18 protein-coding genes are annotated in these 17,214 nt (G+C 64.2%); 7 read left to right on the forward strand and 11 right to left on the reverse strand.

Annotation, left to right across the window (positions count from 1 at the left end):
* The first annotated feature begins 49 nt into the window (after positions 1-49).
* Together EA798_RS06700 and EA798_RS06705 are read left to right on the forward strand one after the other, a co-directional pair.
* Positions 50-1,372, forward strand: a complete 1,323-nt coding sequence (locus EA798_RS06700; RefSeq protein WP_122098457.1) for an OprO/OprP family phosphate-selective porin — start codon at positions 50-52, stop codon at positions 1,370-1,372.
* 84 nt (positions 1,373-1,456) lie between these two features.
* The gene (locus EA798_RS06705; RefSeq protein ID WP_122098458.1) at positions 1,457-2,587 is read left to right on the forward strand and encodes a GNAT family N-acetyltransferase; all 1,131 of its coding nucleotides are present in this window, start codon (positions 1,457-1,459) and stop codon (positions 2,585-2,587) included.
* A gap of 9 nt (positions 2,588-2,596) precedes the next feature.
* Here EA798_RS06705 and EA798_RS06710 read toward each other — a convergent pair whose 3' ends face one another.
* The 3 genes from EA798_RS06710 to EA798_RS06720 form a co-directional block, all read right to left on the reverse strand.
* A complete protein-coding gene (locus tag EA798_RS06710; RefSeq protein ID WP_106158229.1) occupies positions 2,597-3,019 on the reverse strand; it encodes a DUF6306 domain-containing protein in 423 nt (140 codons plus the stop codon).
* A gap of 94 nt (positions 3,020-3,113) precedes the next feature.
* Complete coding sequence (locus EA798_RS06715; protein WP_106158230.1) at positions 3,114-3,668, reverse strand: peptidylprolyl isomerase; 555 nt, start codon at positions 3,666-3,668, stop codon at positions 3,114-3,116.
* A gap of 28 nt (positions 3,669-3,696) precedes the next feature.
* On the reverse strand, positions 3,697-4,605 hold the full coding sequence (locus EA798_RS06720; RefSeq protein ID WP_106158231.1) for a LysR family transcriptional regulator: 909 nt from the start codon (positions 4,603-4,605) through the stop codon (positions 3,697-3,699).
* Positions 4,606-4,662: 57 nt separating this feature from the next.
* Between EA798_RS06720 and EA798_RS06725 the strand changes: the two genes are divergently transcribed.
* On the forward strand, positions 4,663-4,983 hold the full coding sequence (locus EA798_RS06725; protein ID WP_106158232.1) for a 3-phosphoglycerate kinase: 321 nt from the start codon (positions 4,663-4,665) through the stop codon (positions 4,981-4,983).
* 45 nt (positions 4,984-5,028) lie between these two features.
* Here the strand turns inward: EA798_RS06725 and EA798_RS06730 are convergent, their stop codons facing one another.
* On the reverse strand, positions 5,029-5,466 hold the full coding sequence (locus tag EA798_RS06730; RefSeq protein ID WP_122098459.1) for an anti-virulence regulator CigR family protein: 438 nt from the start codon (positions 5,464-5,466) through the stop codon (positions 5,029-5,031).
* Positions 5,467-5,614: 148 nt separating this feature from the next.
* Between EA798_RS06730 and EA798_RS06735 the strand changes: the two genes are divergently transcribed.
* Positions 5,615-6,946 carry a DEAD/DEAH box helicase gene (locus tag EA798_RS06735; RefSeq protein WP_106158234.1) on the forward strand — a complete coding sequence of 444 codons (1,332 nt, stop codon included), beginning with the start codon at positions 5,615-5,617 and terminating at the stop codon, positions 6,944-6,946.
* Between the two features lie 16 nt (positions 6,947-6,962).
* On the opposite strand, the gene EA798_RS06740 is transcribed toward EA798_RS06735, so the two are convergent.
* On the reverse strand, positions 6,963-7,259 hold the full coding sequence (locus tag EA798_RS06740; protein WP_106158235.1) for a hypothetical protein: 297 nt from the start codon (positions 7,257-7,259) through the stop codon (positions 6,963-6,965).
* A 143-nt stretch (positions 7,260-7,402) separates the two neighbouring features.
* Here EA798_RS06740 and EA798_RS06745 point away from each other — a divergent pair, with 143 nt between their 5' ends.
* Entirely contained in the window at positions 7,403-7,783 is a 381-nt protein-coding gene (locus EA798_RS06745; protein WP_122098460.1) for a transcriptional regulator, read from the forward strand.
* A gap of 6 nt (positions 7,784-7,789) precedes the next feature.
* Here EA798_RS06745 and EA798_RS06750 read toward each other — a convergent pair whose 3' ends face one another.
* Complete coding sequence (locus EA798_RS06750) at positions 7,790-8,644, reverse strand: LysR substrate-binding domain-containing protein (RefSeq protein ID WP_106158237.1); 855 nt, start codon at positions 8,642-8,644, stop codon at positions 7,790-7,792.
* 96 nt (positions 8,645-8,740) lie between these two features.
* On the opposite strand from EA798_RS06750, the gene EA798_RS06755 reads away from it, so the two are divergent.
* Entirely contained in the window at positions 8,741-8,977 is a 237-nt protein-coding gene (locus tag EA798_RS06755; RefSeq protein WP_106158238.1) for a DUF1127 domain-containing protein, read from the forward strand.
* On the opposite strand, the gene EA798_RS06760 is transcribed toward EA798_RS06755, so the two are convergent.
* The 5 genes from EA798_RS06760 to EA798_RS06780 all read right to left on the reverse strand — a co-directional run bounded on the left by EA798_RS06760 (position 8,978) and on the right by EA798_RS06780 (position 16,091).
* On the reverse strand, positions 8,978-9,733 hold the full coding sequence (locus tag EA798_RS06760) for a sulfite exporter TauE/SafE family protein (RefSeq protein WP_122098461.1): 756 nt from the start codon (positions 9,731-9,733) through the stop codon (positions 8,978-8,980).
* Between the two features lie 179 nt (positions 9,734-9,912).
* Positions 9,913-10,470 carry a Tll0287-like domain-containing protein gene (locus EA798_RS06765; RefSeq protein ID WP_122098462.1) on the reverse strand — a complete coding sequence of 186 codons (558 nt, stop codon included), beginning with the start codon at positions 10,468-10,470 and terminating at the stop codon, positions 9,913-9,915.
* 92 nt (positions 10,471-10,562) lie between these two features.
* Positions 10,563-12,545 carry a bifunctional tRNA (5-methylaminomethyl-2-thiouridine)(34)-methyltransferase MnmC2/FAD-dependent 5-carboxymethylaminomethyl-2-thiouridine(34) oxidoreductase MnmC1 gene (gene mnmC / locus EA798_RS06770; protein ID WP_122098463.1) on the reverse strand — a complete coding sequence of 661 codons (1,983 nt, stop codon included), beginning with the start codon at positions 12,543-12,545 and terminating at the stop codon, positions 10,563-10,565.
* A gap of 69 nt (positions 12,546-12,614) precedes the next feature.
* Positions 12,615-15,371 carry a response regulator gene (locus EA798_RS06775; protein WP_208643711.1) on the reverse strand — a complete coding sequence of 919 codons (2,757 nt, stop codon included), beginning with the start codon at positions 15,369-15,371 and terminating at the stop codon, positions 12,615-12,617.
* 93 nt (positions 15,372-15,464) lie between these two features.
* Entirely contained in the window at positions 15,465-16,091 is a 627-nt protein-coding gene (locus EA798_RS06780) for a trimeric intracellular cation channel family protein (protein ID WP_003283735.1), read from the reverse strand.
* A 140-nt stretch (positions 16,092-16,231) separates the two neighbouring features.
* On the opposite strand from EA798_RS06780, the gene EA798_RS06785 reads away from it, so the two are divergent.
* Positions 16,232-17,125, forward strand: a complete 894-nt coding sequence (locus tag EA798_RS06785) for an HTH-type transcriptional regulator ArgP (protein ID WP_122098465.1) — start codon at positions 16,232-16,234, stop codon at positions 17,123-17,125.
* Positions 17,126-17,214 lie beyond the last annotated feature (89 nt).

Raw genomic sequence — 17,214 nt, forward strand, 5'->3', positions numbered from 1 at the left:
AGAGCCCATCTCGAGTGTTTCCGACGCTAAACATAAAGGGGAATTTTTGATGATCCGTAAGCACTTCGCCGGTTTCGCCGCCAGCGCCCTGGCTCTGGCCGTTTCCGCCCAGGCTTTCGCCGGCACCGTCACCACCGATGGCGCCGATATCGTTGTCAAGACCAAGGGTGGCCTGGAAGTCGCCACGACGGACAAAGAGTTCAGCTTCAAGGTGGGCGGCCGCCTGCAGGCCGACTACAGCCAGTTCGACGGTATCTACACCGACAATGGCGACAGCGCGGATGCCGCCTACTTCCGTCGTGCGTTCCTCGAGATCGGCGGTGTTGCCTACAAGGACTGGAAATACCAGATCAACTACGACTTCGCCCACAACGCCGGCAACTCGGACGACGGCTATTTTGACGAGGCATCCATCGCTTACACCGGCTGGAACCCGGTGCAGATCAAGGTCGGCCGCTTCGACCCGGACTTCGGCCTGGAGAAGGCCACCAGCTCCAAGTGGGTCACCGCCCAGGAGCGCAACGCCGTCTATGACCTGATCGACTGGACCCACAGCCATGGCAACGGCCTGGGTGCCCAGATCGCGGCGTCGCTGAGCGACTCCCTGTATGCCTCCGCCGGGGTGACCGCGAAGGACAACAACAGCGAAGACGGCGAGAGCACCAAGCAGTACAACCTGCGCGGCGTGTTCGCCCCGCTGCACGAGGCCGGTAACGTCCTGCACATCGGCGCCAACTACGCCCTGCGTGACGCCGATGGCGAGAACTTCGACTCGCGCTTCCGTTCGCGCCTGGGCATGCGTGGCGTGGATACCGCCGGCGGCAACGATGCCGGCGCCAACGGCAACCGCCCGGTATTCGGTGGCTTCAACAACTCCGCCGACGGCTCCTGGGACAAGGACAGCGCATGGGGCGTGGAAGCCGCCTGGGCGACCGGGCCGTTCTCCCTGCAGGGCGAATACATGAAGCGCAAACTGAAGGCCGACAGCGCCGCCCTGGACGATATCGAAGCGGACGGCTTCTACGTGCAGGCCGCCTACACGCTGACCGGCGAAGCGCGCGGCTACAAGCTGGGCCGCTTCGACCAGCTCAAGCCTGCCAACAAGCAGATCGGCGCCTGGGAAGTCTTCTACCGCTATGACGATTTCACCGTCGAGGACAGCAACGCCGCGGCCAGCGTGACCCGTGACGCCGGCGATACCGAGGCCAAGGTGCACAACCTGGGCGTGAACTGGTACGTCAACGAGGCCGTCAAGCTGAGCGGCGTGTACGTCAAGGCCAAGACCGACAACGTCTACAACGCAGCCGATGGCGTGCGTACCGGCGACGACGACGGCGACGGCTTCGTATTCCGCGCCCAGTACGTGTTCTAAACATCACCCTCATCCGTGATGCTCCCTTGAGCCCCGCCCTTGGCGGGGCTTTTTTTCGTCTGCGCGACAGGCCAGACTGCGCCCATGCCTATCCAGACCGTACACCGCCTCGCCGAACTCGATCCCGCCGAATGGGATGCCTTGTTGGCCGACACCCAGCCCTTCCTGCGCCATGCCTTCCTCTCATCGCTGGAAGACAGCGGCAGCGTCGGAGGTCGCAGCGGCTGGCAGCCTGCCCATTGCCTGCTGCGCGACCCGCAGGGGGGGCTGCGGGCCGCATTGCCGCTGTATCGCAAGAGCCATTCCTACGGCGAGTACGTGTTCGACTGGGCCTGGGCGGATGCCTGCCAGCGCGCCGGCATCCGCTATTACCCCAAGCTGCTGTGCGCCGTACCCTTCACACCGGTCGCAGGCCAGCGTCTGCTCGGCGATGTCGAGGCGGCGCCAGCGTTGCTTGACGGGCTCACCGAGCAGCTCGACGCCCAGGAGATGTCCGGAGTCCATGTGAACTTCACCGAGCCTCAGGCCGATCGGCTGATGGCTGGCCGGGAGGGTTGGCTGGAGCGCATCGGCTGTCAGTTCCACTGGCACAACCGGGGCTATCGGGACTTTCAGGACTTTCTCGACGGGCTGACCTCACGCAAGCGCAAGCAGCTGCGCAAGGAGCGCGAACAGGTCGCAGGGCAGGGCATCGTCTTCGACTGGCGCGAAGGGCATCAGCTCAGCGAGGCGGAGTGGGATTTCGTCTACGCCTGCTACGCCAACACCTATCAGGTCCGCGGGCAGACTCCGTACCTGACCCGCCGGTTTTTCAGCCTGCTGGCCGAACGCATGCCGCAGGCGATTCGGGTGGTGTTGGCGCAGCAGGGCGCGCGACCGGTGGCGATGGCCTTCAGCCTGCGTGACGACAGCGGGCTATACGGCCGCTACTGGGGCTGCCTGGCGGATCTTGACCGTCTGCACTTCGAGACCTGTTTCTACCAGGGCATCGACCAGGCCATCGCCGGCGGCCTGCAGCGCTTCGATGCCGGCGCACAGGGCGAGCACAAGCTGATCCGGGGCTTCGAGCCGGTGATCACGCGCTCCTGGCATTATCTGCAGCACCCGGGCTTGCGAGCCGCGGTGACGGATTTTCTGCAGCAGGAGCGCGTCGGTGTGCTGGCCTACGCCGAGGCGGCGCGCCAGGCGCTGCCGTACCGGCAGGCCGGCAGCTAGCCACTTGCGTCAGGCGTGGGACGCGGCGCTGTTTTCCTCGTGGATCTCCAGCATGCGCTGCAATTCGCTGCGCAGCAGCGGATCCTGGCAGCCTGGCAGATACTCGCGCAGCTTGCGGATCACCCATTGCTGACCCTTGTCGATGAACGGCAGACGTTCATCCAGCGACTCGATCGCCATCGCCTTGCCGTAGAAGGCGCCGGTGTCCTTGTTGGGCTCCAACCCAAGATGCTGCAGGCAGTTGAGCAGCAGTTTGCAGCTTTCGATCTCGCCCTGGCGGACCTGCTCGAGCAGTTGTCGTTGCTCCTGCGTACAGGGTTGTTGCAACGAGTCGCCGGCCACCTTGGCCCCGGCGCGCTCCGCGCTTAGCAGGTCCTGCAGCAGCTGGGCTTCGCCCTCCGGTGTGTTCAGCGGGCTTTGCGCGGTAGTCATATCGCGATCTCCTGTCGGTTGAGGGTTTCGCAAAGGCGACGCCTGGTACGGGCCGCCATAAAAGAGAAGGGCCGGCGAACCGGCCCCTGGGGGATCAGAGCTTCTTCGCGGTGATGATCTTCACCGGGGTCAGCGGGACGTTCTGCATCATGGAGCGATTGCCGGTGGGGACCTGGGCGATCTGGTCGACTACATCCATGCCGCGTACGACCTTGGCGAACACGGCGTAGCCGAAGTCACGGCTGCCGTGATCGAGGAAATCGTTGTCGCGATGGTTGATGAAGAACTGGCTGGTCGCCGAGTTCACATTCTGGGTGCGGGCCATGGCGACAGTGCCGCGCACGTTGTGCAGGCCGTTGTCCGCCTCGTTCTTGATCGGCGCCTTGGTGGCCTTCTGGTTCAGGCCTTCGCCGAAGCCGCCACCCTGGATCATGAAGCCGGGGATGACGCGATGGAATACGGTGCCATCGTAAAAACCGCTTTCCACATAGCCGATGAAGTTCTCGACGCTGATCGGCGCCTTTTCCGCCTCGAGTTCCAGTTCGATCTCACCCAGGCTGGTGGTCAGCAGCACGCGGGGGTTTTCGGCAGCGAACAGGTTGCCGGCCAGCAGAACGGTACAGGCGGCGAGGGCGATGCGTTTCAACATGATGTCTTTCCTGATGTTGGGGAAGCTGTCAGCCGGCCAGAGGGGTGGCCTGTCCGGCATCGTACGTCTTGATCAGCTCGATGAGAATCCGGGTAGCCGGCCCGAGCGGTTTGTCGTGGTTAGTGTAGAGATAGAACAAAGGCCGGCGAATGCTGCCTTGGACCAGTGGTAGCGGCTTGAGCACGCCTTCGGCCAGCTCGCGGCCGATCAGATGCCGCGGCAGCCAGGCGAAGCCCAGTCCGCTGCTGACGAATGCCACCGAGGTGGCCAGGCTGCCTACCGTCCAGCGTTGTTCGGCCCCCAGCCAGCCGGCATCGCGGGGCTGACGCAAACCGGTATCGCGCACCACGATCTGCATCTGGCTCTGCAGGTCCTGCACGCTCAGCTTGCGTCCCAGCTGATGAAGCGGGTGATCGGCATGCGCGACGGCGACGAATTCCACGGTGCTGAGCTCGCTGCCCAGGTAACCGGTGATGTCCAGGCCGCTGATCGCCAGGTCCGCGGTGCCGTCCTTCAGCACTTCCTCGACGCCAGAGAGCACTTCCTCGCGCAGGCGGACACGGCAGCCGCGACTCTTCGGCATGAATTCGCTGAGTGCCTGGATCAGTTTGGCGCTGGGGTAGGCCGCATCGACCACCAGGCGCACCTCGGCTTCCCAGCCTTGCTCCATGTGATGCGCGAGTTCTTCCAGCTGGCTGGCCTGGCTGACCAGCTGCCTGGAGCGTCGCAGAAGCACTTCGCCCGCTTCGGTCAGTACCGCCTTGCGGCCATCGATGCGCAGCAGTGGTACGCCGAGCTGCTCCTGCATGCGCGCCACGGTATAGCTGACCGAGGACTGCGACCGATGCAGCGCTTCGGCCGCCTGGGCGAAGCCGCCGTGATCGATGACCGCCTGCAGGGTGCGCCACTGATCGAGCGTCACACGGGGCACTTTCATTCCTTCGCTTCCTATAGGGTCTGTTACGCTGGCCGCTCTACCGAGGAGCCCAGTCAAATGAAAACAATCGGTTACCTGCTCTTTGCCTTGTTACCGCTTACCGCCCATGCCGCGACCTATCCGATCGACGTCGATCAGCAACTCAATGGCGCAGACATCAATGTCACTCCGCAGGCGATCGACCGCGATCTGGCCGGGTTGCTGCTGCTCAACTACGGCGAAACGGCCGCGGTGTGCACTGCCGTGTTTCAGAATGGCCCGGAAGCGCCGCGTACTCGGCGCACGGAGCTGCAACCGGGTGAGCGCAAGGCGCTGACGTCGAAATTCAAGCGTGATGTGATCCGTCTTCGCGTCAAGCTGACCTGCGAGCCGCAATAGGGCTTCGTGGCGTTGTTGCGAGTCCGACCAATCGCGCCGGCTGCCTCAATCCAGTACGTTCTCCAGGATTTCGTGGACGATGCCGGTCGCGATACCCACCAGAATCACATCGCGGCCCAGCTGTTTCCACTCGTAGCCTTCATAGTGCGGCAGGCGTCCCAGCAGGCGACTGTCCATTTTCTTGGCGATACCCGGCGGTAATGGCTTGCCACGCGCGAGATTTTTCTGGATCCCGGGCGGCAGGGACGAGGCAGGCGCCAGCAGGTCGCGATGATCGCGCAGCGTGACCCGTACGGCGCCAAGATCGACGACGGGTGCGCGGTAGCGAGAATCCTGCTGAGATCCGGGCGGATAATCGTTGGAGCGATCACCCTTGCCCTTGTTGCCGGGGTGGTCATTGCCTGGCTGGGCGGCGCCAACCGTAGCGTAAAGCGCTAACGAAAGTGCGCTGGCCAGCAGCACAACCCGCTTCGTCGAGATCATGCGAACCTCCTGGGCATTAAGCCGCTTCGCTTTTGTGAGCTTAGCCTTTGTTCGCGCGGGAAAACATGCCGGCTGTTACAGAACGCGCCTTTGCCCGGCAGACGGGTTAACCTATGCCATCGTTTTTTCGACCTTTGAGGTAGCTCCCTTGTTTGACCAATTCGCCCTGCACGAACGCCTGCTCAAGGCCGTCGCCGAACTCAAATTCGTCGAGCCGACCCCGGTGCAGGTAGCGGCTATCCCGCCGGCGCTGGAAGGGCGTGACCTGCGCGTGACGGCACAGACCGGCAGCGGCAAGACGGCCGCGTTCGTCCTGCCGATGCTCAACCGCCTGATCGGTGATGCCGTGGTGCGCACCGATGTTCGCGCGCTGATTCTGCTGCCGACCCGGGAGCTGGCGCAGCAGACGCTCAAGGAGGTCGAGCGCTTTTCGCAATTCACTTTCATCAAGTCGGCGATGATCACCGGGGGCGAGGACTTCAAGGTGCAGGCAGCGGTGCTGCGCAAGGTGCCTGACATCCTCATCGGCACGCCGGGACGGATGATCGAGCACCTGAATGCTGGCACGCTGATCCTCAAGGACGTCGAGATGCTGATCCTCGACGAAGCCGATCGCATGCTCGATATGGGATTCGCCGAGGACGTGCAGCGTCTGGTAGGCGAGTGTGCCAAGCGCCAGCAGACCCTGCTGTTCTCTGCAACCAGCGGCGGTTCGGCACTGCGCGAGATGACCGCCAGCGTACTGCGCGATCCGCTGCACCTGCAGCTCAACCGTATCAGCGAGCTGAGCGAGGGCACCCGCCAGCAGATCATCACTGCCGAGGACACCGCGCACAAAGAGAAGCTGGTGCACTGGCTGCTGGCCAACGAAACCTACAAGAAGGCGGTCATCTTCACCAACACCCGCGTGCAGGCCGACCGCCTCTACGGGCGCCTGGTGGCTGAGGGTGTAAAGGCCTTCGTGCTGCACGGTGACAAGGATCAGAAGGACCGCAAGCTGGCCATCGACCGGGTCAAGGAGGGCGGCGTCAAGGTGCTCGTGGCCACCGATGTGGCGGCGCGCGGGCTGGATATCGAAGGCCTGGATCTGGTGATCAACTTCGATATGCCGCGTTCAGGTGACGAGTATGTGCACCGCATCGGTCGTACCGGGCGCGCTGGCGCCGAGGGGCTGGCGATCTCGTTGATCTGCCACAACGACTGGAACCTGATGTCGAGCATCGAGCGCTACCTCAAGCAGCGCTTCGAGCATCGGGTGGTCAAGGGCCTGAAGGGCAGCTACATGGGGCCGAAGAACCTCAAGGCCTCGGGCAAGGCGGCCGGCCCGAAGAAGAAAAAGGACGACAAGAAGAAAGATGACAAGAAGAAGGCCAAGCCCACCGCCAAGCGTCCGAAGAACGCCAAGCGAGAGCAGCCGTCACCGGTAGTCAGTCAGGACGGCATGGCCCCGCTCAAGCGCAAGAAGCCGACGGCGGAATGACCGTCGGCCGTTTGGCTCAGCGCTGCGTTTCGGCCGGCGGAATGTCGGCCTCACGCTCGGCTTCTTCTATCTGCTTCAGACGTTTGTCATAGGCCTCGCACTCGTCGCCCAGCTGGTCGGCGGTGCGCTTGGCATCCATCTGGCGAATCTCTTCGTTTATTTCTTTCGCGCGCTGCGGATTGCTCTCGGTGAGCTGGTTGATGCGCTGTGCCAGCTGCTCGGCCTTGGCATTCACTTCGTCGGTGGTGCAGGCTGCCTGCACCGCGGGGCTGGCCAGCAGGGCGGCAGTCAGCGTGATCGTCAACAATTTCATGGCATGTTCCTCGCTCAATCGGTCTGAACGGTGGATCGCAGCGCAACCGCTTTAGTTCAGCGGCGAACCCCCTGGCACCGCAGACGGTCGGTATGTACAGACGCCTCGTTTCTGGGGCGAGCAACCGTCACGGGAGAATGGTCATGAGCTACAACTGGGATCTGATCCAGCGCCTGCTTCATGAAGTGCAGACCAGCGCCAACGACAGCTTCAAGCCGCGGCGCTATGCCGAGGAACATGCGGCGCAGATGGAGAGCGAAGGCCAGCCGATGCCGAATCTGGACAGCCTGCGCGCCGAAGCGGCCGACTACGAGAGCCTGCTGTTCGAGGGTGGATTTATCGTTACTCGACCGGAGGAACAGGGCGGCAACGGCGAGAACTTCGTCCTCACCGAGCGTGGTACGCGCCTGTTGGCGCTCCTCGATAACCCGCAGGACGTCGGTCAGCGCCAGCGTCTGATCGACAAGGGCGAAGCGGCGCTGGTGCCGGAGGTGTTCGACGAGATGGCCGCCGGCCGCAGCTGACCTGCGTTACAGGCGAAAACCGTCGACGATGTAACCTGCAAGCGTTTCGCTGACCGGCGACTGCTGCTGCGGATTACGCAGTAGCACGATGCTGGTCTGCGGCAACCGAGGCAACCCTTCCGCTTCGCCGAGTATTTGCAGCTCTGCGGGAATCAGGCTTTGCAGCTGCGCGGTCAGCGCCAGCCCGGCACCCACCACGGCCATGATCGCCGATAGACTGGGACTGCTATAGGCGATCCGGTACTCGATCTCCCGTGCGTCCAGGGCATTGCATACCCAGGCCCGACAGAAGCAATCCGTGTTGAAGGTGGCCAGAGGCAAGGGACGATGCTCATGCAGATCGAACCCCGGCGCGGCAGCCCAGACCACATGCTCCTGGCGCAGGAGCTGGCCGATTTCGGTGCCCGGCTCGCGGGTCACGATACTCAGATCCAGGTCGCGCCGCTGCAACAGCTGGCTCGACGGTTCGCAATGCACCTCCACCTGTACCAGCGGATAGGCCTGCGCGAAGCGCGCCAGGATGCCTGGCAAAAAACGCATCACGTAGTCGTCCGGTGTGCCGATCCGGACTGCGCCGACCATGTGCGGCTGGCGCAGCGTGGTCATCACCTCACCGTGCAGCTTGAGGATGCGCCGGGCGTAGCCGAGGAGTATCTGGCCTTCGGCCGTGAGCCTGACCTGGCGGCCGCTGCGCTCGAACAGTGGGCGTTCAAGCACGTCTTCTTCCAGGCGCTTCATCTGCATGCTGATTGCCGACTGGGTGCGGTTGACCGCGGCAGCGGCTCGTGTGAACCCGCCATGATCGGCAATGGCGACGAAGCTGCGCAGCAACTCGGTATCGATATTCGGGTAGTTGGCCATTCATCAATCCTCGAGATGCTTGGCATCAGGAACATTCGTTGGATTGATCTTAAACCCGGCGAGAGACTGGTGCCAATCCAACAGGAGGGTGCCGTGATGAATACGCAGAAACTTACCTCACACAGTTTCCAATCAGCCAGGGCGGCAAACCTGTCTGCAGCATCACTGCTATCGCAGGTCGTGCAGACGCTGCGGCGCTGGAATCAGCTGGCGCGCCAGCGGCGGCAACTTGCCAGCCTCAGCGACGAAATGCTCAAGGACATCGGGCGCAGCCGCGCCGATATCGAGTGGGAGGCCAGCAGGCCGTTCTGGGATGATCCGGACCGGCGCTGATCAGTGACCCAGCAGCAGCTTCTGCACGCCCAATGACAGACTGACGATGACCAGCATCAATGCGAACAGCCGTTGCAGCAGGCTGCTGTTGAGGTATTGCGCCAGGCGATTGCCGGCCAGCACGCCGAAGGCGCCGCCAAGCGCCAGCCCGCCAAGCAGCGGCAACGGCGGTTCGGCGTCGGTGAGGTAGAGCAGGAAGCCGCCTCCGCTGACCACGGCGATCACCGCCATCGACGTGGCCATGGCGCTCAGCAGCGACAAGGACGTGAACCAGAGCAGTGCCGGCACGATGAGGAAACCACCGCCAACCCCCATCAGCCCGGACAGCAGACCGACGCCGACGCCAATACCCAGCAGCGCCAGCTGATGATCCTCGACGTTCTCCTTCGCCGGCAGGCTGGCGCCACGCCACATGCGCCAGGCCGACCACAGCACCAGCAGACAGAAGCCGATGATCAGTGCGCGCTCGGGAATGAACTGGCCCAGCCATTGGGCGGCGGCATTGCCCGGCAGCCCGCAGATGGCCAACAACATGACCGGGCGCCAGGCGACCTGGCCGAGACGTGCGCGGGGGATCGCGCCGATCAGTGCGGACATGGCGACCGCGCCGAGACTGACGCCGATCGCATCACGCAAAGGCAAGTGCAGGCTGAGCAGCAGAGGTAGCGCGACCAGCGAGCCGCCGGCTCCAGTCAGCCCGAGCAGCAACCCGAGGATCAGGCCGATGCCCAGCGCTTCCAGCAGCAATACGTCCATCAGGCGAGATGGCCGATCAAGCGGGGGCGCGGGCTGTATGGTGTCGCCGACTTCATCATGGTGCTCCGTCTGTAAACACGGCCGTCGCTCATGACATTGGTACGTTCACGTCAGCGCGTGTTCCCAACTACCAGCGGCGAACCGAGACGGTATCACGCCTTCACATACGGATCGGCAGTTCAGGGAGCCAGTGGACGGCTGAGGGTGAAGGCGCCACGCAGATCACCTTCACGAAAGCCGCGTGCCTGGTCCTGCGGGTAGCGCTGGTCGAGCAGGCTCAGCAGCTCTGGCTTGATCTTTTCGCCGTGGCAGCCCAGACAGGCTTCCGCAGTGCCGATCGCCTGCATGTAACGGTACTGCCCATCGACCACCTCAGCGTGGCTGATCTCCTGGATTGGCTCGCCCGCCGCGGCACGTTGGGCGAACTGCTCCAGCACGGAGCGTTCCCAGGCGTCCGGCGCGTTGTCCGGATTGCGCAGTTTGAGCGCCGTGCGACCGACTTTCCACGGTGCCTGACTGTGTTGTTCGGCGATGCTCGGTGCCAGCGCCTGGCATGCTTCGACAGCCTGGGCCGGGCCGCCGTCGCTCATGGCCTGCTTCATCGTGCCGAGCAACTGCTGCTGGAATGGGGGGATCAGGCTGGCTGCTTCGCTGCGCAGCTGCTCGCTATCGACGGCAGAAGCTGCGTGCGCCCCTAGGGTGAACAGGCCAAGGGCGAATAGGGACAGCGATTTCATGGGACCTCCGCGTGCTCGTTTGTATAGGGGGGGGAGTATCCTTTGGGTGCGGGTAGTGATGCAAGCAGCCGCGGCGAAACGCTGGCTGGCGATCAGCTGCCGCGGATCAGCTTGCGCAGCAGAAAGCGATTGGGATGGCAGGCTTCGGCCACTTCCCTTGGCAGCGGGAGCGGTTCGTCATTCAACCAGGCCGCCAGCAGTTCGCCGGACAGCGGTGCGCTGATCATGCCGCGCGAGCCATGGGCGGTGTTGACGTACAGGCCTTCCAGCCAAGGGCAGGCGGCGTGCTGGGATTGCCGTGCGTTCTTGGCCAGCGCGGCATAGGTGTCGGCGAAGGCCTGCGGCTCGGCCAGCGGGCCGATCAGTGGCAGGTAATCCGGACTGGTGCAGCGGAATGCAACGCGTCCCTGCAGTGCGGCGGTCTGCTGCGGGTCCGCCTGAAGCCGCTGATACAGATCGGATGAGATCTGCTCCAGCATTTCCAGGTTTGCCTGATGTTCGGCGATGCTGGGGGCGTCGTCGGTTTGCTGGAAGTTGAAGCTCGCGCCCAGGGTGTGCGTGCCGTCGCGTGGCGGTGCGACGTAGCCCTTGGCACAGAGCACGGTACGTAGCTGGCCGCTTTCGGCGTTGGCCGGCAGGCAGGAGATCTGCCCGCGAATGCGCTTGAGCGGCAGCCAAGCGCTCTGGCTGAAACGGGCTGCATCAGCAGCACCGGCGAGTACCACCACGGGTGCGTCGGCGAGAACCTTTTCGCCAGCGAGCACCTGCCAGGACCTGCCGTTGTGCTGCAACTCGAGTGCTTCATGATGCTGCAGCAGCTCAATGCCGTCTTGCTGCAGCAGCCAGCGGCACAGGGCGGGCGGGTTGGCCCAGCCGGCATCGGGATAGAACAGGCCGCCGGCGGGCAACTTGATCCCTGCCAGTGCTTCGGCAGCGTCGCGTTCGAGCGGATGAACCAGTGATGGCGGAAACGCTTCCGCCAGCTCAGCCTGGCGTTGGCGTTCCTTGTCGTCATAGATCAGCTGCAGAACACCACAGGCTTGCCAGTCCTGGCCTGCTTGCAGGTTGGCCAGCAGTCGGCGGGTGTAGCTGAAGCCGCTGACAACCAGCCGAGAAAGCGCGGTGCCGTGGGCGGATAACTTCAGATAGAGAACACCCTGAGGATTGCCGGAGCCTTCCTGTGCGGGCTCGGCGTGGCGCTCCAGTACGCTGACCTGCCAGCCCCGGGCAGCCAGCGATGCGGCGGTGGCGCAGCCCGCCAGCCCGGCCCCGATCACGACGGCCCGGCGTTCGGCGATGCCATGGCTGGGCCGGGCGAACCAGGGCTTGTCTGACACCGGATCGGCGACCGCCTGCAGGCGCCCGCGCAGGATCTCGCGCTTGTGGCCGTAACCGGGTACCCGCTGCATGTCGAAGCCGGCCTCGATCAGGCCGCGGCGGACGAAACCGGCGCTGGTGAACGTACCGAGGGTGGCGCCTGGTGCGGACAGCCTGGCCAGTTCGGCGAACAGCGCCGGCTGCCACATCTGCGGATTCTTGGCCGGTGCGAAGCCGTCGAGAAACCAGGCGTCGACCCGTGCATCCAGGCTGGGCAGGCAATCGAGTACATCGCCGATCAGCAGCGTCAGCACCACGCGTCCACCGGCAAAGACGAAGCGCTGAAACCCCGGGTTCAGCGCGACGTACTGCTGCAGCAGCTGTCCCGCCTGGGTCTGGAGCTCCGGCCACAATGCCAGCGCGCGCTGCATGTCGTCGTGGCTCAACGGGTGTTTCTCGACACTGACGAAATGCAGGTGCGCCTGCGCATCGGCGGTGCGCTCGAACAATTGCCAGGCGCAGAGGAAATTCAGACCCGTACCGAAGCCGGTCTCGCCGATCACCAGATGCTGGTTGCTCTGCAGCGCGGCGAAGCGTTGAGCCAGCTCGTTCTGCGCAAGAAACACGTGCTCGGTTTCGGCAAGTCCGCTGGCGCGCGAGAAATACACGTCGCCGTACTGACGCGATTGCGGCAGGCCGTTTTCGTCCCAATCGAGTTCGGCATGCTGGAAGGTTTCGGAGGCAGGGTGGTCGTTCATGCGGGTTCCTGAATTGGCGGGGCAACGCGACGGGCTCGGACTGGCGCTTCTGGCGCCCGGGAAGGCCGATCAGTCGTCGACCTGGACTTCCTGTTCCAGGCGGTCGATGGCTGCATCCAGTTCGTCCAGTGCGGCCTCGCTGTCCGGGTGGTTTTGCTTGAGCAGGGTCTCGCTCTGCTGGCAGGCATTGCGCAACTGCGGGACGCCGCAGTAACGGGTCGCGCCGTGCAGGCGGTGCACGCGCTCGATCAATGCCTGGCGATCGCCCGACTGCCGCGCCTCGCGGATGGTGCGGCGATCACCCTCCAGAGACTGCAGCAGCATGCCGAGCATGTCGTCGGCGAGGTCTGCCTTGCCGGCAGCCAGGCGCAGACCTTCTTCTTTATCGAGCACCTTGAGGCTGGGCTCTGGTTGCGGGAACGGCTCCGAATGCTGTGGCTGGCTGCGCAGGACCAGACCTGTCCACTTGAGCACCACCTGAGCCAGCTGCCGGTCGCTGATGGGTTTGGTCAGGTAGTCATCCATGCCGCTTTGCAGCAACGAGCGCTTTTCGTTGGCCAGCGCATGAGCGGTGAGGGCGATGATAGGCAGCGGGGTGCTGCCACTGGTGTGCTCCCAGTGCCGGATGGCTTCCGTGGTTTGGCGTCCGTCCATGCCGGGCATCTGCACGTCCATCAGGACCAGATCGAAGCTGTGCTGCTTGACCGCGTCCAGCGCCGCGGGGCCATTGTCCACGGCAACGACGTCGGCACCCATGTCACCGAGAAGTGTCTTCACCAGAAGCAGGTTGGCGGGGTTGTCGTCGACGCAGAGAACCCGAGCAGCACGACTGGGAGCGGCGCCGGCGGTGGAGGCGGCGTATGCCTGATTCGGGCGTACCAGCTCCACCAGAACCCGCTGCAACTTGCGCGTGCAGGCGGGCTTGCCCTGCAGCTGGGTATAACTGTGCACTTCCGGCAGCGTATCGTGGTAATGCGCCTGCTCGGTGGTCGGGCAGAGCACCACGCACTTGCAGCCGAGTGCCTCGATTTCCATCAGCCGCCGGCTGAGAGCCTCCGGCTGGATTTCGCGACCGGTGACGCCGAGCACGGCGAGGTCGATCAGCTGGCTGCTCTGGCGCTGTGCGCCGATCGCCGTCTGCATCTGATCGAGCGTATCGAAGGTGTGCACCTCGAGGCCGAGGCTTTCCAACTGGTGCTGCAGGGCCTGACGCGCCAGGGGATGCTGCTCGAGCAGTGCAATGCGCCGGCCTTGCAGCGCCGGGTGAGGCAGGTCTTCGACATCATCGCGGGCTTTCGGCAGGCTCAGGCTGATCCAGAACTCAGAGCCTTCGTCGGGAATGCTGTCGACGCCGATCTCGCCGCCCATCTGCTCGATCAGGCGCTTGGAAATCACCAGCCCGAGCCCTGTACCGCCTGGCTGGCGTGACATGGAATTGTCCGCCTGGCTGAAGGCCTGGAACAGCGCACGCAGGTCCTGATCGGTCAGGCCGATGCCGGTGTCCTGCACACTGATGCGCAGCTGAGCGCGATCGGCATTGTCGTCCTCGACCATCGCGCGCACGGCGATGGTGCCTTCGTTGGTGAACTTGATGGCGTTGCTGATCAGGTTGGTCAGCACCTGCTTGAGGCGCAGCGGATCGCCCACCAGCGACAGCGGGGTGTCACGGTAGACCAGGCTGACCAGTTCGAGCTGTTTGGTATGCGCTGCCGGGGCGAGGATGGTCAGGGTGTCCTCGATCAGGTCGCGCAGGTTGAACGGAATGCTGTCGAGAACCAGCTTGCCGGCCTCGATCTTGGAGAAGTCGAGAATCTCGTTGATGATCCCGAGCAGGCTGTCGGCGGATTTCTCGATGGTGCCCAGATAGTCCTGCTGGCGCGGCGTGAGGTCGCTTTTCTGCAGCAGCTGGGTGAAGCCGAGGATGCCGTTGAGCGGGGTACGAATCTCGTGGCTCATGTTGGCCAGGAACTCGGACTTGATTCGGCTGGCTTCGAGGGCTTCCTTGCGCGCCAGGTCCAGTTCGATGTTCTGGATCTCGATGGTTTCCAGGTTCTGCTGCACGTCCTCGGTGGCCTGATCGATGCTCTGTTGCAACTCTTCGCGGGCGCTGAGCAGCGCTTCGGCCATGCGGTTGATGCCGGACGCGAGTTCATCCATTTCGTGACTGCCCAGCGGCGGCAGGCGGGTTTCCAGATGGCCGTCCTTCAGTTGCGCAACGGCGGCCTTCACCCGTTGCAGCGGCAGGCTGATGGTGCGGCTCATGCGCAGCGCCAGCAGGGCGGTGATGATCAGGCCCGCGCCGACCAGGAACAGGCTGGTCAACAGGCTGCGGTAGCCGCGCAGCAGGGTGTTGTGGTGGGACAGTTCCAGTTCCAGCCAGCCGATCAGCTTCTCGTCCGGACCGCGCGCCTCGTCGGCGAGGTTGAGGTGACGGCTGAGGACCGGCATCAGAATGCGTGTGTGATCCATGCTGCTGACGCGGGTCAGGCCTTCCGGATCGCCCGGCGGCGGCGGTGTCAGCATGCGTGGGCCGGCATGCACGCGTTGTACACGTTCCGGGTCGAGGATGGTCACAGCGCGGACATCGGCCTGGTCCAGCACCTGGGTCAGGATGCGCTGCAGGCGCTTGTCGTAGCCCAGGTTCATCGCCGGGGCGGCGAGCGGCGCGAGCTGCTCCGCAATCAGCTGGCCACGCTCGTCGAGCTGGTGGCGCATTTCCGACAATTGCATCCAGGTGAAGTAGGCACCGAGTACCACCGCCAGCAGGGTGCTGGGCAACAGCGTCAGCATCAGTACGCGGCCACGAATTCCTAGGTCTTTCAGCACAGTCCGTCCACCGATCCTGGATTGCAGCGCGCTAGTGTAGCGGCTCGGCCCGGTGGAATCTGCACGTCAGATCAAGCCCTGACGCCGCGCTGGTCAGTCCAGGCCGCGAATCTCCTTGCCGTTGAAGTCGGGCAGCTTCCAGTGAAAGGTCATCGCCAGCACGCGGAACAGGAAGCCACTGCCCAGGGCCGCCAGGGTGGCCAGGGTGGTGTTGATCTCCAGCCACAGCATGCCGACGTAGAACACACCGGTGAACAGCGCCACGGTGGCGTACAGCTCGCGCTGCAGCACCATTGGTACCTGGTTGCACAGTACGTCGCGCATCAGCCCGCCGAAGATGCCGGTGATCACGCCTGCCAGCACCACGATGGACGGATGCGCGCCCATGCCCATTGCCACGTCGCAACCAATCACCGTGAATGCCACCAGGCCGAGGCCGTCCACCAGCAGGAAGACCATGCGCAGGTGATGCAGGTGGCGGGCGATGAAGCCGGTGACGATCGCCGCGCCGATGGTGAAGGTGAGGTATTCCGGATGGGCGATCCAGCCGACCGGATAGTGGCCGAGCAGTACGTCGCGTGCCGTCCCGCCACCCAGCGCCGTCACCGTGCCGAGCAGGCAGATGCCGAACAGGTCCATGCCGCGGCGCATGCCCATGATGGCGCCGGACATGGCTTCGGCCGTGATTGCGATCAGGTAGATGGTGTGCAGCAGTTCCACGACGACTCTCCGGGCGGGCTAGGCTGCACGCCGGTGGGGCGCTGCAGCTCGAGGTGCGCGATTATGGAGCAAGCATGGCTAAATTTGTCGTGGCTAAGTATTTTTAGGCCATCCAAATATTTTCTTAATCGGCAGGTCGCATGAATCTCGATCCGAAGCAGACCGAAGCGTTTCGCACAGTGATCCGCACCGGCAGCTTCGAGCAGGCTGCGCAGCGCCTGCATCTGACCCCACCGGCCATCTCGCAGCGGGTGCGTGCTCTGGAAAGTGCGTTGGGCAGCGCGCTGGTTGTGCGCAGCCGGCCCTGTCGGCCTACCGAAACGGGTCAGCGCCTGTTGCAATACCTCAAGCGCGCCACCTTGCTCGAGGCTGATCTGCTGGCAGACCTCGCCGAGCGTAGCGATGCGCCGCTGGTAGTGGTGGCGGCGCTCAATGCCGACAGCCTGGGGACCTGGTTTTTCCCGGCCCTGGCCGAGGTGCTGATCCGCGAGCGGGTCCTGCTCGATCTCACCGTCGAGGATCAGGACCACACCTACAGTCTGCTGGAGACGGGCCTGGCGATCGGTTGCATCAGTACCGAACCCAAGCCCATGCGCGGCTGCACGGCCAGCCCGTTGGGCAGCATGCGCTACCGACTGGTGGCGTCCAGCGAGTTCCGCCAGAAACACTTCGCCCACGGCCTGACCCGCAATGCGGCGCGCAAGGCGCCGGTGATCGCCTATACGCGCAAGGACACGCTGCAGTCGTCGTTCCTGCTGCGCCGCTTCGGGCTGCCGGAAGGGGCGTATCCGTGCCACTTCGTTCCCGGTGCCGAGCCGCACTTCAGCGCGATTCGCTACGGCCTGGGTTACGGCATGGTGCCCGAACTGTTGCTGCATGATGCATTGAGCACGGGTGAGGTGGTCGACTTGGCAGCCGACGAACCGCTGGAGATCGCGCTGTACTGGCATACCTGGAAGGTGCAGTCGCCGCGCATGGAGCATCTTTCGCGACAGATCATCGAGGCCGCACCGAAGATTCTTGCGCGGCCCTAGGGCGGTCGGGCCGGCCACTGCAGTCGAAGTGCTGCCGGTCAGTCGAGACGGTCTGCCCGTCGTCGAGCGTTGCCGGTATCATGGCGACC

It is taken from the genome of Pseudomonas songnenensis (genome assembly GCF_003696315.1).
In the GTDB taxonomy this organism is placed as follows: domain Bacteria; phylum Pseudomonadota; class Gammaproteobacteria; order Pseudomonadales; family Pseudomonadaceae; genus Stutzerimonas; species Stutzerimonas songnenensis.

Bases quoted from the DNA above. Each gene is read 5' to 3' on its own strand.
- EA798_RS06755 (WP_106158238.1), top strand. From the start codon at position 8,741: ATGAATACGCAGAAACTTACCTCACACAGTTTCCAATCAGCCAGGGCG.
- EA798_RS06700 (WP_122098457.1), top strand. From the start codon at position 50: ATGATCCGTAAGCACTTCGCCGGTTTCGCCGCCAGCGCCCTGGCTCTG.
- EA798_RS06725 (WP_106158232.1), top strand. From the start codon at position 4,663: ATGAAAACAATCGGTTACCTGCTCTTTGCCTTGTTACCGCTTACCGCC.
- mnmC (WP_122098463.1), bottom strand. From the start codon at position 12,545: ATGAACGACCACCCTGCCTCCGAAACCTTCCAGCATGCCGAACTCGAT.
- EA798_RS06730 (WP_122098459.1), bottom strand. From the start codon at position 5,466: ATGATCTCGACGAAGCGGGTTGTGCTGCTGGCCAGCGCACTTTCGTTA.
- EA798_RS06750 (WP_106158237.1), bottom strand. From the start codon at position 8,644: ATGGCCAACTACCCGAATATCGATACCGAGTTGCTGCGCAGCTTCGTC.
- EA798_RS06785 (WP_122098465.1), top strand. From the start codon at position 16,232: ATGAATCTCGATCCGAAGCAGACCGAAGCGTTTCGCACAGTGATCCGC.
- EA798_RS06760 (WP_122098461.1), bottom strand. From the start codon at position 9,733: ATGGACGTATTGCTGCTGGAAGCGCTGGGCATCGGCCTGATCCTCGGG.
- EA798_RS06765 (WP_122098462.1), bottom strand. From the start codon at position 10,470: ATGAAATCGCTGTCCCTATTCGCCCTTGGCCTGTTCACCCTAGGGGCG.
- EA798_RS06745 (WP_122098460.1), top strand. From the start codon at position 7,403: ATGAGCTACAACTGGGATCTGATCCAGCGCCTGCTTCATGAAGTGCAG.
- EA798_RS06715 (WP_106158230.1), bottom strand. From the start codon at position 3,668: ATGTTGAAACGCATCGCCCTCGCCGCCTGTACCGTTCTGCTGGCCGGC.
- EA798_RS06705 (WP_122098458.1), top strand. From the start codon at position 1,457: ATGCCTATCCAGACCGTACACCGCCTCGCCGAACTCGATCCCGCCGAA.
- EA798_RS06720 (WP_106158231.1), bottom strand. From the start codon at position 4,605: ATGAAAGTGCCCCGTGTGACGCTCGATCAGTGGCGCACCCTGCAGGCG.
- EA798_RS06710 (WP_106158229.1), bottom strand. From the start codon at position 3,019: ATGACTACCGCGCAAAGCCCGCTGAACACACCGGAGGGCGAAGCCCAG.
- EA798_RS06740 (WP_106158235.1), bottom strand. From the start codon at position 7,259: ATGAAATTGTTGACGATCACGCTGACTGCCGCCCTGCTGGCCAGCCCC.